General features: G+C 50.1%; 13 protein-coding genes and 1 pseudogene. 8 read left to right on the top strand and 6 right to left on the bottom strand.

Annotated elements, in window-relative coordinates; translation table 11 throughout:
• Nucleotides 1–292: 292 nt before the first annotated feature.
• Both IE074_RS14360 and IE074_RS14355 read right to left on the bottom strand, forming a co-directional pair.
• Nucleotides 293–1642, bottom strand: coding sequence for an MmgE/PrpD family protein (locus IE074_RS14360; protein ID WP_189386135.1), 1350 nt, complete (start codon nt 1640–1642; stop codon nt 293–295).
• A 74-nt stretch (nt 1643–1716) separates the two neighbouring features.
• On the bottom strand, nt 1717–2877 hold the full coding sequence (locus tag IE074_RS14355) for an acyl-CoA dehydrogenase family protein (RefSeq protein WP_169295616.1): 1161 nt from the start codon (nt 2875–2877) through the stop codon (nt 1717–1719).
• Between the two features lie 134 nt (nt 2878–3011).
• On the opposite strand from IE074_RS14355, the gene IE074_RS14350 reads away from it, so the two are divergent.
• The 4 genes from IE074_RS14350 (at nt 3012) to IE074_RS14335 (ending at nt 6946) form a co-directional block, all read left to right on the top strand.
• Complete coding sequence (locus tag IE074_RS14350) at nt 3012–3956, top strand: LysR family transcriptional regulator (protein ID WP_189386134.1); 945 nt, start codon at nt 3012–3014, stop codon at nt 3954–3956.
• 118 nt (nt 3957–4074) lie between these two features.
• A complete protein-coding gene (locus IE074_RS14345) occupies nt 4075–4914 on the top strand; it encodes an HTD2 family dehydratase (protein WP_229794042.1) in 840 nt (279 codons plus the stop codon).
• 26 nt (nt 4915–4940) lie between these two features.
• Entirely contained in the window at nt 4941–6125 is a 1185-nt protein-coding gene (locus tag IE074_RS14340; RefSeq protein ID WP_189386133.1) for a CaiB/BaiF CoA transferase family protein, read from the top strand.
• Nucleotides 6125–6946 (top strand): HpcH/HpaI aldolase/citrate lyase family protein, encoded by an 822-nt coding sequence (locus tag IE074_RS14335; RefSeq protein WP_189386132.1) that lies wholly within the window; start codon nt 6125–6127, stop codon nt 6944–6946. The genes IE074_RS14340 and IE074_RS14335 overlap by 1 nt, the downstream gene beginning before the upstream one ends.
• Here the strand turns inward: IE074_RS14335 and IE074_RS14330 are convergent.
• From IE074_RS14330 to IE074_RS14315, 4 genes are read right to left on the bottom strand one after another with little or no spacing between them, the layout of a single operon-like run.
• Nucleotides 6909–7994, bottom strand: coding sequence for a sensor histidine kinase (locus IE074_RS14330; protein WP_189386131.1), 1086 nt, complete (start codon nt 7992–7994; stop codon nt 6909–6911). The genes IE074_RS14335 and IE074_RS14330 overlap by 38 nt on opposite strands.
• Before the next feature lie 9 nt (nt 7995–8003).
• Entirely contained in the window at nt 8004–9236 is a 1233-nt protein-coding gene (locus IE074_RS14325) for a CHASE2 domain-containing protein (RefSeq protein ID WP_189386130.1), read from the bottom strand.
• 17 nt (nt 9237–9253) lie between these two features.
• Nucleotides 9254–10354 carry a FecR family protein gene (locus IE074_RS14320; protein WP_189386129.1) on the bottom strand — a complete coding sequence of 367 codons (1101 nt, stop codon included), beginning with the start codon at nt 10352–10354 and terminating at the stop codon, nt 9254–9256.
• 16 nt (nt 10355–10370) lie between these two features.
• The gene (locus IE074_RS14315) at nt 10371–11084 is read right to left on the bottom strand and encodes a response regulator transcription factor (protein WP_189386128.1); all 714 of its coding nucleotides are present in this window, start codon (nt 11082–11084) and stop codon (nt 10371–10373) included.
• A 615-nt stretch (nt 11085–11699) separates the two neighbouring features.
• Between IE074_RS14315 and IE074_RS14310 the strand changes: the two are divergent.
• The 4 genes and pseudogenes from IE074_RS14310 to IE074_RS14295 form a co-directional block, all read left to right on the top strand.
• Nucleotides 11700–12018: pseudogene (locus IE074_RS14310) on the top strand (30S ribosomal protein S12).
• A gap of 153 nt (nt 12019–12171) precedes the next feature.
• Nucleotides 12172–12642, top strand: a complete 471-nt coding sequence (gene rpsG, locus IE074_RS14305) for a 30S ribosomal protein S7 (RefSeq protein ID WP_189386127.1) — start codon at nt 12172–12174, stop codon at nt 12640–12642.
• A 15-nt stretch (nt 12643–12657) separates the two neighbouring features.
• Nucleotides 12658–14763: an elongation factor G gene (fusA, locus tag IE074_RS14300; protein WP_189386126.1), complete on the top strand. Its 2106-nt coding sequence runs from the start codon at nt 12658–12660 to the stop codon at nt 14761–14763.
• Nucleotides 14764–14851: 88 nt separating this feature from the next.
• Nucleotides 14852–15632, top strand: a 781-nt coding sequence (locus IE074_RS14295; RefSeq protein WP_189386125.1) for an elongation factor Tu, incomplete at its 3' end; no start/stop codon positions are given.

The following is a 15632-nucleotide window of genomic DNA, read 5'->3' as shown; positions in this document are numbered from 1 at the left end:
TCGCCGAACAGATACTCCTTTACTAATTTGACTTTGAATTGCACATCATATTTTTCCATTGAAAAACCCCTAAAAGTTGAATGGGTGTCCAACTTTTGGGGGTCAGTTCAGAGCGTGGGAACGAGTACACAGCACAACATTACAGCATATTCATGCAATTTTTATATAAATAAATATTATATAAATATATTATTGATCGGGGAGATTATTTCAAGCAAAAAAATCCCTGCTGTTACGCAGGGACAAAGTCTACTCCACTAGAGATCGTACAAATTCAGATTTTTGGCAAGCCTTAAACCAGTGCTTCTATGACGTCCTTGTTCTGCAAGTCCCAGACATAATCAATCAGGTGTTTGATGGTTTCAACAGGTGCCGCGTTTTCATATTGGCCCAGGCGCATGACCTTGTCTTCAATTTCAGGGCGGCTCAGGGTGTTGCCCGGATCGCCCTTGGGTTCGTCCACACGGCCCTTGAACACGCGGCCATCATTGGTGGTAACCGTAACCTTGCCAATCCAGCGGTTGGGGTAAGCAGTATCCACTTCTTCATCCAGTTCCATCGTGACTTTTTCACGGAAAGCACCCACCTGTTCGTCGTGCAGGGCTGCGTCAAATTCAGCCAGGCCCGCAAAATTCTGGATGGCGATCAGGGCCAGTACGGTACCCATGGAAAATTTGGACTGGTGAACGGTTTCAGGTTTGATCACCGCACCCAGCACGTCAATCGCACCCTGGTGCACGTGGGTGACCACGCTGGCAATATCGCCGGCAGACAGATTGTTTTCTTTCATCACCACTTGCAGGGCATCTGCGGCCGGATGGGTATGACGGCAGGATGCGTGGTATTTGAAAGAGGTTTCGGGTAATGCCCAGCGGCTACCCAGGCCGTCAACCAGCTTGCGCGGATCGGCATCGGTAGACATGCCGGCACCCATACCCTGAGCGCCTTCCAGAATCTGTTTGGCACCGGTGAAACCGTCTTTGGCCAGGTAGGCGGCAATCAGGCCATTGGCGGCCGCTTTGGCGGTGTGCAACTGTTTGGAGTCGGCAGCAGTGCGCAGGAATTCCCACAAACCGGCCGCCTGGGTGCCGGCCGAACCAATGGCATCCAGCATTTGTTCAGGATTCAGTTTCAGCAAACGGCCCACGGTCACGGCAGCGGCAATGGTACCAGCCGTGCCGGTGGTATGGAAAATCCTGTAGTGTGAACGGCCCAGGAATTCACCAACGCGAATACCCACTTCATAACCGGCCACGCAGGCGGTTAGCAGTTCTTTGCCGGAGGCGCCAATTTCCTGGGCCACCGCCAGTGCGGGTGGGAATACCACTGCGGCGGGATGGAATACCGAACCGTTATGCACGTCGTCCTGCTCTACCATATGGGCAGCGGCAGCGTTGACCAGAGAGGCAAACAGGGCAGTGGTGCTGCGGACATTGCCCAGCACCTGGCTTTTACCGGTGGTGGGGCCTTGCAGCTTGGCAAAAGCGTCAATGGTTTTTACCGGGCGGGCGGTAGAGCCGGCCAGGATTGAACCAAGGGTGTCCAGCAGCAGGTCTTCGCAACGGGCGATGACATGGGCGGGTATATCACTGAATTGCAAGTTGGCGGCAAACGTAGCCAGCTGTTCACTTTGAGTAGTCATGATCGCAATAAAATTCAATAATGGAGTGAAGAAACGGGCGCCCCGAAAGCCGCCCGGTTTTTATAGTGGCCAGATTAGAATGAGCGTGGCAGGCCCAGTACGTGTTCGGCCACAAACGAGTAGATCAGGTTGGTAGAGATAGGCGCTACCTGATACAAACGTGTCTCACGGAATTTACGTTCTACGTCGTACTCATTGGCAAAGCCGAAACCACCGTGGAATTGCAGGCAGGCGTTGGCGGCTTCCCATGAGGCTTCAGAGGCCAGCAATTTGGCCATGTTGGCCTGGGTACCACAAGCCTGGTGAGCGTCAAAGCGGCGAGCAGCTTCGTAACGCATCAGGCTGGCAGCCTCAATATTGATGAAGGCCTTGGCAATCGGGAACTGCACGCCCTGGTTCTGGCCAATCGGGCGACCGAACACGACGCGTTCTTTCACGTAAGCGCTGACCTTGTCGATGAACCAGTAACCGTCACCAATACATTCGGCGGCAATCAGGGTGCGCTCGGCGTTCAGGCCGTCCAGAATATACTTGAAGCCTTTGCCTTCTTCGCCAATCAGGTTCTCTTCAGGAATTTCCAGATTGTCAAAGAACAGTTCGTTGGTTTCATGGTTGACCATGTTGGGAATGGGGCGCACGGTCATGCCGTTTTTCATTGCCTCGGCAATGTCAACGATGAAAATCGACATGCCTTCGGATTTTTTGGTGACCTGTTCGATAGGCGTGGTGCGTGCCAGCAGAATCATCAGGTCAGAATGCTGGATTCGGGAAATCCATACTTTCTGGCCATTCACCACATAGCGGCCGTCTTTTTTGACCGCGGTTGTCTTGATTTTGGTGGTGTCGGTGCCGGTGGTGGGCTCGGTAACCGCCATGGATTGCAGGCGCAATTCACCGGTGGCGATTTTAGGCAGGTATTTCTGTTTCTGTGCCAGGGAGCCATGGCGCAGCACTGTACCCATGTTATACATTTGTCCGTGACAGGCACCCGAATTGCCCCCGTTGCGGTTGATTTCCTCCATAATAACGGAGGCCTCGGTAAGGCTCAGGCCCGAACCACCATATTCCTGGGGAATCAATGCGGCCAGCCAGCCAGCCTCGGTCAGGGCATTGACGAATTCTTCAGGATAGGCGCGTTCTTCATCGACTTTCCTGAAGTATTCCGCAGGGAATTGTGAACATAGGTCACGGATGGCATCGCGAATATCCTGATAAGCATCGGCTTGGTGTTGCATAGTAGATCTTTCCTAGATAACGGGTAATAACGGTAAATGGATATATTCAATGATGTAAATGTGCCTGAGTTCCTGGGCTTTGACTATTGATGTTTTATTAAGTATGGCTTTGCAAATTATTAAGGAGCTGAAAAATGGCAATGCATTTTGACCTGACGGATATGCAGTTGATGGTTAATATCAGTGAGGTTAATAGCCTGACAAAAGGGGCGGAACGTTCTTTTCTGTCATTGCCGGCTGCCAGTAACCGGATCAAGAATCTGGAAAACAGTCTGGGTACCGCCTTGCTTTACCGGAACAGCCAGGGAGTCACGCTAACGCCTTCGGGCGAGGCATTCGTGCGTCATGCGCATATTGTCATGCGTCAACTGGAACACCTGCGAGGCGATATCAGCGAATTTGCGCAAGGCATCAAGGGCAAGGTGCGGGTGTATGCCAATACCACGGCCATGAACGAATTCATGCCGGCCATCCTGGGTAAATACCTGGCCCGTCACCCCGATGTCAGTATTGAACTGCGTGAACGTTTAAGTTACCGGATCGTGCAGGCCGTGGCCGAAGGCATGGCCGATGTAGGTGTGGTTGCCGGCGTGGAGCCTTCTGAAAACACGGTGGCCGATGGCCTGACTTTTATGCCGTACCGTTCCGATAACCTGGTTTTGGTTACGCACCAGAATCATCCGTTGGCGGGGTTTGATCAAATCGCTTTTGCCGATACCCTGTCTTATGATTATGTCGGTTTATCGGAGTGGAGCGCCATTCATGCTTTTTTGCGTAATGCCGCCGACATGCTGGGTGTGCCCCTGAAATTCCGGGTAGAAGTGGGTGGTTTTGAAGCAGTCTGCCGGATGGTGGCGGCGCAGGTAGGCATTGGCGTGATTCCTGAAACCGCGGCGTTTCGCTATGCGGTGACCATGCCGGTAAAAATTATTCATCTGACCGATGCCTGGGCATTTCGCCAGCTGCATGTTTGCGTGCGCAACCTTGAAAAGCTCCCGCCGTTTGCCCAGGATCTGGTGCAGCTGATGCGGGAAGACGTTGAGCAGAAAGAGAAAAAGGCGGGCAAAGTCGCTGGTTAGTGCCAGCGGCCTTATCTTTCTGAAAACCCCCCTTTTCGGTTTTAAGAATTCACATTTGCATGTTTCTGGGGCATGCTTGACGGTTACTGATATTTAAAAGTGTAATTGTGAGACTGAAATGAGTAATGAACAGAATGGTGTGAATTTGAATGACTGGCTGGGCCGTCAGGAAAGTTATGGCGAGTTTATCAACCCGGCCCATGTCAAGAAAATTGCCCTTAGCCTGAATGCGCCGGTGCCCGAAAATGGCCAGCCTTTGCCACATTTGTGGCAGTGGGCGCTGTTCGTGGACCCATTACCATTGGATGAGCTGGGCGCTGACGGGCATCCGCAACGGGGTGGCTTCTTGCCACCTGCTGACAATCGCAACCGTATGTGGGCCGGTGGCCGGGTTCAATTTATCAAGCCACTGGTGGTGGGTCAGGATGCAACCCGTACGTCCACCATAACGGCTATTAAAGAAAAAAGCGGTTCAACCGGCAAGTTGTTGTTTGTCACGGTCAGGCACGATTATACCCAGAACAACGAATTGTGCATTTCTGAAGAACAGGATATTGTTTACCGCGAGCCCAGTCCTCCAAAACTGTCAGGCACGCCTGAAGCCGAAGCGGCCCAGTGGTCTAGCGAGATCGTGCCAACCAGCACCATGCTGTTCAGGTATTCGGCGGTCACTTTCAATGGCCATCGCATTCATTATGACTACCCTTATGTGACCGAGGTTGAGGGTTATCCCGGTCTGGTGGTGCATGGTCCCCTGATTGCCACTTGCGTGCTGCGGGCGTTTACCGATGCCAATCCGGATAAAACGGTGACCGGCTTTTCTTATCGTGGTGCGCGTCCCTTGATCAGTCCTTCACCATTCAGGGCGGAAGGGGCCATCAAGGAAGATGGCAAGGCGTCCGTGTGGGCCCAGCAGGATGGCTCGGTTGCCCAGCTTGGTGAAGTGATTTTCAAATAAATAAAATTATTTAAGGAATTAAACAAATGAGTGTTAGACCGCTTGAAGGTATCACCGTATTAAGTCTTGAGCACGCTATTGCGGCACCGTTCTGTTCCCGTCAGCTGGCGGATCTGGGTGCGCGCGTGATTAAGGTGGAGCGTCCGGGTGTTGGAGACTTTGCCCGTAATTATGATGAACGCGTTAAGGGCATGGCGTCTCATTTTGTCTGGACCAACCGTTCCAAGGAAAGTCTGACGCTGGATCTTAAAGATGAGGCGGCTGGTGAGGTATTGGAAAAACTGCTGCCTCAGGTGGATGTGCTGGTGCAAAACCTGGCACCCGGTGCCGCCGCCCGTTTGGGTTTGTCGTTTGAGGCCCTGCACGAAAAATATCCCCGACTGATTGTGTGCGATATTTCCGGTTATGGTGAGGGTGGTCCTTACGAGAAGAAAAAAGCCTATGACCTGTTGATTCAAAGTGAAAGCGGCTTTGTATCGGTAACGGGCAGTAAGGATGAGATGGCCAAGGCGGGTTGCTCTATTGCCGATATTGCCGCTGGCATGTATGCCTATACCAATATTCTGTCTGCGCTATTGTTGCGTGAAAAAACCGGCCTGGGCAGTCGTATTGATGTTTCCATGCTGGAAAGCATGGTCGAGTGGATGAACTTCCCGCTGTACTATGCCTATGAAGGCCAGGAACCGCCGGTGCGGGCAGGAGCGGCGCATGCCGTTATTTATCCTTATGGTCCTTTCCCGACCGGGGGCGGTCAAACCATCATGCTGGGCTTGCAAAATGAACGCGAATGGAAAGTGTTTTGCGAGCAGGTTCTGGGTAAACCCGAGCTGGCCGCTGATGAGCGCTTTGCCAACAATACCTTGCGCACGGCCAACCGTGACGCCCTGAAGCAGATAATTGTTGACACCTTTGCCGGCATGAACAAGGATCAGGTCATTGAGTTGCTGGAAACCGCCAAGATTGCCAATGCTTCTGTTAACGACATGAAAGGGGTCTGGGAGCATGAGCAATTGAAATCACGCAATCGCTGGCGTGAAATGGACAGTCCGGTGGGTAAATTGCCAACGCTGTTGCCGCCTGGCGTGAATAATGCCTATGAGTACCGCATTGATGCGGTGCCAGGCCTGGGCGAGCATTCTGAAAAAATCCTGGGCGAACTGGGTTATGACGCACAAACCATTGCGGGATGGCGTGAACAGGGAGTGGTGTAATGAGTTTGTCAAGATCTGCATTGTTTGTACCCGCGACGCGGGTTGACCGCATTCCCAAGGCGCTGCAAAGTGGCGCCGATTGTGTGATTGTCGACCTTGAAGATGCGGTTGAGTTTAATGCCAAGGACAGCGCCCGTGAAAATCTGGAGGCGTTTGCCAGGGCTAACCCCGAAGCCCGTTTTCTGGTTCGGGTCAATGATGCCAGGGCCCAGTGGTTTGATGCGGATATTGCCATGTGTGGCCGCGTTGACAATATTACCGGCGTCATGTTGCCCAAGGCGGAAAACTCACGTCAGATAGAATTGGCGGCCCGTGCCGGTAAACCGGTTTATCCCATTGTTGAAAGCGCCGCGGGGATTGCCAATCTTGCTGAATTATGCCGTACACCCGGCGTGGCAAGAGTGTCATTCGGCGCCCTTGACCTGGCACTGGACCTGAATATGGATGACGACTCTGAGGGTGCCCGCGCTTTGCTGGATCATGTGCGTTGCCAGATTTCCATCCAAAGCCGTGCGGCGGGTATTTTGCCTCCGCTTGATGGCGTATTTCCGGATATTGCCAATACCCAGGGTCTGGCCAAGTCGGTGGCTTTTGCCAAGGGCATGGGTTATGCCGGCGTGTTGTGCATTCATCCATCCCAGATTGCCGTTATCCATGAGGTTTTTGAACCGACCGAAGAGGAAAAGGCCTGGGCCACCCGCGTGCTGGATATGGCCAATGAAACCGGTCTTGCCGCTTTCAAGCTTGATGGCAAGATGGTGGATATGCCTGTGATTGAAAAGGCTAAACAGATTCTTCGTGTTCGTCCCGCGGTAAATTAACAATAAAAGTTGTTCCATGGCCAGGTTCACTGTCAACCTGAATCTGGCCATCATGACGCAGTATGACGGTTTTCACAAAAGACAATCCCAGTCCAACACCGTTCACCCGACTGTCTGGGCCAGATACACGAAAAAATGAATTGAAAATCGTGGCCTGGTTTTTTTCGGAAATCCCGATACCCTGATCCTTGATCCGGACTTGCCAATACGTACCCTGGCGATGGATGGAGCAATGGATCGTGGTGTTGTCCGGACTGTATTTGAAGGCGTTATCAATTAAATTGACAAAGCAGCGCGATAAAAGGACATGGTCTCCCTGGGTGAAGGCAAGCTCGTGACCAAAGTCGCTGGTCATATTGATATGGCGTTTTTGGCTGATTCCCCAGTATTCACTGATGATGTGTTCCAGCAATTCAGTCAGGTTGACGGGCACCAGGTTCAGTTCCATGGATTCGGCGCGTGTCAATTGCAGGAAGTCGTCAACCAGTTTCAGGGTTCGACCGGAAAGATCGTTGATGCGTTGAAAAAACAGTTCATCGGGCAAGGCGGACTGAGGATTTTTTTGCAGCTCAATGAGGGTCTGAATGGCACTTTGTGGGGCACGCATATCATGTGAAAGAAAACGCAGTGTTTCTTCCCGCTTGCGTTCGGCCTGGCGGATGGGGGTAATGTTATTCAGGCTCAGGATATAGCCAATATGCTCACCGCTGCCGGAATAGGTGTTGACATATTTCAGCAGCAGGTTCTGTTCAATGCAATCCTTGATTTCAACACCGTTTTCCCTGAGTTCCTCCAGCAGGCTGGTTTGTCGCTCTTCGGGGGTATTGATGTTGTTGATATCCGCAAGAATTTCAGCCCGTTGTTCGGTGTCTGATATAACGGGCATCAGAAATTGCGCCAGGTCCTGGTTTTTTTCGGGGATGCGGGCCCCCACCTTTTGCATATAATTTTTGGTGGTATCGGTAGTGAATTGCAGCTGATGGTTCAGGTCGAAAACGGCAATGGCATCAGGCATGCGATTGATGCCATCCATAATGAATTGGCGCAAATTTCGGACTTACTCCATAATTCCCCTGAATTCCGAAAGCCGGTCATTAAGGGATTTGCCATAATTGACAACCTGCCAGTTTTTAATTTCGGTTTTAAACAGGGGTTCTTTTTCGTTAAGCTCGGCAATTTCACGGTGCATCTGATAAAGCGCCATTTCCTGGGTGCGCCAGCTCCAGAGAGGGTATAACAGCAAGATTCCCAGCATCGCAGGTAAGGGGCTATGCCATATGCCTAATTGGAACATAACAAGGCCATGTGTCAGGATAATAATGATTGCCGTCAGGACGCTAAGCAGTAGAATGGTTCGGGGGGACGAACTTTTCAGGAAAAAACATAAAATCAGCATTGGCAACAGGCAAAGCAGCAGATCAGGTATCGGGCTGGTTTCTTTGATCCAGGTTTGATCAAGGCTTGCCTGCAAACTGTTGGCCAGTATTTCCACACCCGACATGTGCAGGCTTTTTGATGAAGTTGGCGTGGGAAACTGGTCCCCCAGGCCGCTGCCCCAGACACCAATAATGACGTATTTATCCTTGAAAAAAGTATCGGGAACGCGCTGGTTCAGTACATCGGCATAAGACAGTATTTGAAAATGGCCCGGTGAACCGATAAACGGGATGGCCGCATCGCGGTTACCGGTCTTTTGCAAGGTTTGTTTAACCAGTTCCTGTTCCCCGCCCACATTTAACATGGCCAGACTCAGGTGATAGGCCATGCTTCCGTCATTTTGCACTTTTTGCAGGGGAACACGCCGCACCAGGCCATCAGGATCAATGCTGATATTGATAAAACCCAGACCTTTGGCTGCCTGCACGAATTCAGGCTCAGGGTTGTTGGGCAGGTTGCCGGCTGCAGAGAAATAGTTGGCCAGGATGACACGGCCATGATTATGGATGGCATTGGCAAAGATTTCATTTTCCTGCTCATAACCATGCCGCGTGCCCATGAAGCTGATGTCGAACGCGACGGCCTTGCTGTGTTGCAGGTGGGCAAGAAGATCGGCATGGACCGAGCGCCGCCAGGGCCAGACCCCGATTTCCGCAATGCTTTTATCATCAATGGCCACAATGACGATTTCCCGGGAAGCGGGTTTATCCTGGGTAAGCTGGATGGCTATATCGTAAAGGCGGGCGTCAAAAAGTGGGAAACTTTTAAAGACGGAAAGAAAAGCGGTGATGGCCAGGACGAAAAGGCTGATGACCAGCCATTCGAGACCATAACGCTTTTTAATTCGTTTCATTTTTAATGGCCCGGCTGCTAGTATTGCCTTTGCAGCAAAGGACCGGATTGCGTGCCAATTGAAACACCGGACTCTGTCATGATGCCTGTGGCAGTAATGGTGAAAGGCTGGACGGCATCAGCACCGGCAAGCTGATTGCTGTCAATAGAGCGGACTGAAACATAATAAGTACCTTTTCCCGGCCCGGTAACGCTGGTTTCAGGTTTGCGGACCGTATCCGTATATAGGACATCATAGCCGGAAATGTCATTTGAAACACGAACCAGATAGGCTGTTGCACCCGAAACAGGCAGGATAGTTACCTTGAATGCGAAAGGGCTGGATTGACTGAGCCGGATCTCTGGAGGTGGCAATAACTCAATAATGTCACCGGCTTGGCCTTTGTTGTTTGCCGTAATACCCTGGTTGGCATTGAGATGTACGGATTGGTGGCTGGATGCAGAAGGGATAAAGGCCGCTTTGCCGTTCAGCAGTTCGCTTGAGGAGCCAGCCTGAGGGGAGGCCTCGGCCCGAACCACGGTACCGCGTACCCCTGTGATACTGACGGGGGTGCGAATTTCAAAACGGCCCACCCCGGTTTTGTTGGGAGAGGCATGGGCTGCCAGCTTTCCGCTTTCAATATTGAAAATGGAATCGATCAGGCCAGTGCCACGAAATTTTCGTAATCGCTCTACAAAGACCGTACTGTCGGGGGGGATTTGCACCTTGCTTTCATCGGAAAGCGCAAAGGTGATGTTGCTTTGTTTGCCGGTTGTAATGGTATCGGCTTCGGAAATAAGATGATTTTTGCCAATAAGCCGGTTATTGACCAGCACGTTTCCGGTGAGATAAATAATTGTTGCCTGGTCAGGTACTTCATCAATAAGCGTGAAGGGGATCCTGAGTGTCATGCCGGTTGGAATTTTCCGGGTATTGGCAATATAGTTGTTTCGTTTGATGGCTTGCCAGTTAGACTGGTTGGTTGTAAATGTTTCGGACAGAGAGGAAAGGGTCTCTCCGTGTTTGATTTGATACAGGAAGTTGTTGCCATGCGCGCCGGCAGGCTGTGCCTGGGCGTTATGCATAAGCAATGCGGTAATATTCAAGAGCAGGAAACTGATAAGTGTGTTGATTTTCAAGGTAATAGGCTGTTATTCAGGTTGCGGGGGTGCTGTCTAACGTTTTTTTGATTAATTCCATCCGATAGCCCAGGGCATAGGATGAAACGATACGGACGCCATTTTCCGGACTGATGTGCAGTTTCTGGCGAATGTTTGACAGATGCGTGTCGAGGGTGCGCGAAGTGGCTGGTATTTCCCGGTTCCAGATGGCGGTACTGATTGCGTCCCGTGAAAAAAGTCGCCCGATGTTGCTGAAAAAAAGATAGGCAAGGTCAAACTCTTTGGGTGCCAGCTGGACAGGTTCCCCGTGCAGGGTAATTTCGCGTATTTGCGGGTTTAACAAATATGGCCCAAGCAGGAGGGTGCTCAAGGTGGTTTCTGCATTCTTGCGGCGCAACAAGGCCCTGATGCGGGCAATCAGTTCGGGTGATTTGAAAGGTTTGGTAAGATAATCATCGGCACCGGCATTCAGCCCCTGAACCAGATCTTGATCCTGGTTGCGATTAGTCAGAAAAATCACGGGCAACTGGTTTCCCAGATTGGCACGTATCCATATAACGATGTCTTTGCCTGAAATGTCGGGCAATTCCCAATCCAGTAAGAGCAGATCCAGGTGTTCGGATTTTTTCAAGGCAATCAGTAACTCTTTGCCGGTTGTAAAATGCTTGCTTTTGAACCCGGCTTCAGCTAATGTATGCGCTATATATTGTGCCTGGACCGTGTCGTCTTCTATTGAGGCTATGATCATTGAATATAAATCCCCTGTAAAACTATTTTTACAATATCAATTATTTACAGTAATTTTTATGAATTTATATAAATTTCAATCGTCTGAAATGTAAATAATTATTACTTTTATCTGGTCTAGTCTAATCTAGATAAGAAGATAGCAGGAAAAAAATTATATATGCAATTTAATAAAATATTATTGACTATGCTTGACATGTCATGCGATGAGTTTATGAAAGCCAATGTTTTTTGTTGAAAATAATAATAAGATTTTCTCCTTGACTTTTTTTTGTTAAATGTGGTATCGTGACGGGCTAATTAGTCTAAACCCGTTTTATTTTGGGTGTAAACTGGTTGGAAAGTGGTTGGTTGTTTGGTTTAATTCTTAAACCTTAACAAGGCCATGGTCAATTTATCGCTCTTTGTGGTTGCTTATCTGCAGGTTGTTAAAATTTGCGGGCAAGTTGGCTATTCGGGTGATAAAACAACAAATCCTAGCTTAGAATAGTCTTGATCTGCAATCACGCATGTCAAATCTCTCTAAAGCCTGGCGTACATTAAAGTCAGTACGTTAAACAGACGATATATATAAATCCAGTACATGTTTTTGTACATTAATAGGACAAGCAAGGTCATGCCTACCATTAGTCAACTCGTGCGCAAGGCGCGCGAAACTAGCCGCGTGAACAGTAAAAGCCCCGCGCTTGAAAACTGTCCACAACGCCGTGGTGTTTGTACCCGTGTTTACACAACAACACCTAAAAAACCAAACTCAGCTATGCGTAAAGTAGCTAAAGTTCGCTTAACCTGTCGTGCTGGTGCGCGGCGGTCGTGTAAAAGACTTGCCTGGTGTGCGTTATCACATTGTTCGCGGTTCCCTTGACTTGCAAGGTGTTAAAGATCGCAAACAGTCTCGTTCCAAATACGGTGCCAAGCGTCCTAAAAAAGCTTAAGCTGGTTTGTTAATGCTTCCTGCCAATAGGTGGTAAGCGTGCAGCCGCAGCTGCGTGAGAAAAAATTTACTGCGGTATGTAAGGGGCTGAGTTCTAAATAGCCAGCCACGGCCACGAAAGTGGTTCAACTGAAACAGTCACAAAGGAAGTAAGATGCCTCGTCGTCGCGAAGTTCCCAAACGTGAGATCCTGCCAGATCCAAAATTCGGTAGTGTAGATCTCGCCAAATTCATGAACGTTGTTATGCTTTCAGGAAAGAAAGCAGTTGCAGAGCGTATTATTTATGGTGCGCTTGACCAGGTTCAGGCCAAAACAGGCAAAGAGCCTATCGAGGTTTTCAACCTGGCAATTAACAACATTAAACCTATTGTCGAAGTTAAAAGCCGTCGCGTGGGCGGAGCCAACTATCAGGTTCCCGTTGAAGTGCGTCCGGTTCGCCGTTTGGCGCTTGCCATGCGCTGGTTGCGCGAAGCCGCCAAAAAACGTGGTGAAAAATCCATGGATTTGCGTTTGGCCGGTGAATTGATGGACGCTGCAGAAGGTCGCGGCGCTGCAATGAAAAAACGTGAAGACACTCACAGAATGGCAGAGGCTAACAAAGCCTTCTCTCATTTCCGCTGGTAATTTAAGGACACTACAATGGCCCGCAAAACCCCCATCGAACGTTACCGTAATATTGGTATTTCCGCTCACATTGACGCCGGTAAAACAACGACCTCAGAGCGTATTCTGTTTTATACCGGTGTTAACCATAAAATTGGTGAAACCCACGAGGGTACTGCCACTATGGACTGGATGGAACAGGAGCAGGAACGCGGTATTACTATTACGTCTGCTGCTACAACAGCATTCTGGCGTGGCATGGCCGGCAACTATCCAGAGCACCGTATTAACGTCATTGACACCCCCGGACACGTTGACTTTACCATCGAGGTAGAGCGTTCAATGCGTGTTCTTGACGGTGCATGCATGGTTTATTGCGCTGTGGGTGGTGTGCAGCCGCAGTCTGAAACCGTATGGCGTCAGGCAAACAAATATCAGGTTCCCCGTCTTGCATTCGTGAACAAGATGGACCGTACCGGTGCAAACTTTTTCAAAGTGTACGATCAGTTAAAAACCCGTTTGCGCGCGCATCCCGTACCTGTCGTTATCCCGATTGGTGCAGAAGATGAATTCAAGGGCGTGGTTGACCTGATCAAGATGAAAGGCATCATTTGGGATGAGCCTAGCCAGGGTACCAAATTCGATTACATCGATATCCCTGCCGAGCTGGTGGATCAAGCCAATGAATGGCGTGAAAACCTGCTTGAGACCGCTGCCGAGGCCTCTGAAGAGCTCATGAACAAATACCTTGAAGAAGGTGACCTGAGCGAAGAAGAGATCATCAAGGCTATCCGTATCCGTACCATTGCCTGCGAAATCCAGCCAATGTTGTGCGGTACCGCCTTTAAAAACAAAGGCGTTCAGCGCATGCTTGACGCTGTGGTTGATTTCCTGCCATCTCCCGTTGATATCCCTCCAGTTCAGGGTGAAGACGATGAAGGCAATATCATCCATCGTAAAGCCGATGACAAAGAGAAATTCTCTGCACTGGCATTCAAACTGATGACAGACCCGTTCGTTGGTCAGCTGACTTTCGTTCGCGTTTATTCAGGTGTCCTGAATGCAGGTGAAACAGTTTTCAACTCGGTTAAAGGCAAAAAAGAACGTGTTGGCCGTATTCTGCAAATGCATGCGAACAACCGTGAGGAAATCAAGGAGGTTCTGGCTGGTGACATCGCGGCTGTAGTTGGTCTTAAAGATGTAACGACCGGTGAAACCCTGTGTGATGTGGGTGATCATATCGTGCTTGAACGCATGGTATTCCCCGAGCCTGTTATTTCCCAGGCTGTTGAGCCAAAAACCAAGGCCGACCAGGAAAAAATGGGTATTGCCCTGTCCCGTCTGGCCCAGGAAGATCCTTCATTCCGCGTTCGCAGTGATGAAGAATCAGGCCAAACCATTATTTCAGGTATGGGCGAGCTCCACCTTGAGGTTCTGGTTGACCGCATGAAGCGTGAATTCAACGTTGAGGCCAACGTTGGCAAGCCACAGGTTGCTTACCGTGAAACCATTCGCAAGGTTTGCGAAGAAGTTGAAGGCAAGTTCGTCAAACAGTCAGGCGGTCGTGGTCAGTACGGTCACGTTGTTCTGAAACTTGAGCCGCTGGAACCCGGTGGTGCAGGCTATGAATTCGTTGACGCCATTAAAGGTGGTGTGGTTCCACGTGAATTCATTCCTGCCGTAGACAAAGGTATTCAGGAAACCCTGAGTGCCGGTGTGGTTGCCGGTTACCCCGTCGTAGACGTTAAAGTGACACTGTTCTTCGGTTCATACCACGACGTTGACTCTAACGAGAATGCGTTCCGTATGGCCGGTTCAATGGCTTTCAAGGAAGGTATGCGCAAGGCACAGCCTGTGCTGCTTGAACCCATGATGGCAGTTGAAGTGGAAACACCTGAAGATTATGCCGGTACCGTAATGGGTGACTTGTCATCCCGTCGTGGTATGGTTCAGGGTATGGACGATATTATCGGTGGCGGTAAAGTCATCAAGGCAGAAGTGCCTTTGGCTGAAATGTTTGGTTATGCAACCAGCTTGCGTTCACAGACACAAGGTCGCGCAACCTATACAATGGAATTCAAGCAGTACGCTGAAGCTCCTAAAAACGTGGCTGATGAAGTTATCAGCGCACGCTCCAAGTAGTAATTTAATTCAAGCGTCCGGCACTCAGCAATCATATGGGGCCGGACAATTCAATCTCATTCAAATATAGTTTATTGGATAATAGATCATGGCAAAAGGTAAGTTTGAACGTACCAAACCGCACGTAAACGTAGGTACGATCGGTCACGTGGATCACGGTAAAACAACATTGACAGCAGCAATTTGTACTGTTCTGTCAAAAGAGTTCGGCGGTGAAGCGAAAGACTACTCACAAATTGACGCGGCTCCTGAAGAAAAAGCACGCGGTATTACCATCAACACCTCACACGTTGAATACGAAACCGAAACACGTCACTACGCACACGTAGACTGCCCAGGACACGCTGACTATGTTAAAAACATGATCACCGGTGCTGCCCAGATGGACGGCGCGATCCTGGTTTGTTCAGCTGCTGACGGCCCGATGCCACAAACACGTGAGCACATTCTGCTGTCACGTCAGGTGGGTGTTCCCTTCATCATCGTGTTCCTGAACAAAGCCGATATGGTTGATGACGAAGAGTTGCTGGAACTGGTTGAAATGGAAGTTCGCGAATTGCTGAGCAAATACGACTTCCCAGGCGATGATACCCCTGTTATCAAGGGTTCAGCCAAGCTGGCGCTGGAAGGTGACGAAGGCCCATTGGGCAAGCAAGCCATTCTGGAATTGGCCAAAGCCCTGGATTCTTACATTCCAACTCCTGAGCGTGCGGTTGACGGTACGTTCCTGATGCCCGTTGAAGACGTGTTCTCTATTTCCGGTCGTGGTACTGTTGTAACCGGCCGTATCGAGCGCGGTATCATCAAGGTGGGTGAAGAGATTGAAATCGTGGGTATCCGCGACACCGTTAAAACCACATGTACTGGCG

The organism is Advenella faeciporci (assembly GCF_014652395.1).
GTDB lineage: Bacteria > Pseudomonadota > Gammaproteobacteria > Burkholderiales > Burkholderiaceae_B > Advenella > Advenella faeciporci.
The sequence above is the reverse complement of the archived record's forward strand: the minus strand, read 5'-3'. Positions and strand labels throughout refer to the sequence as shown.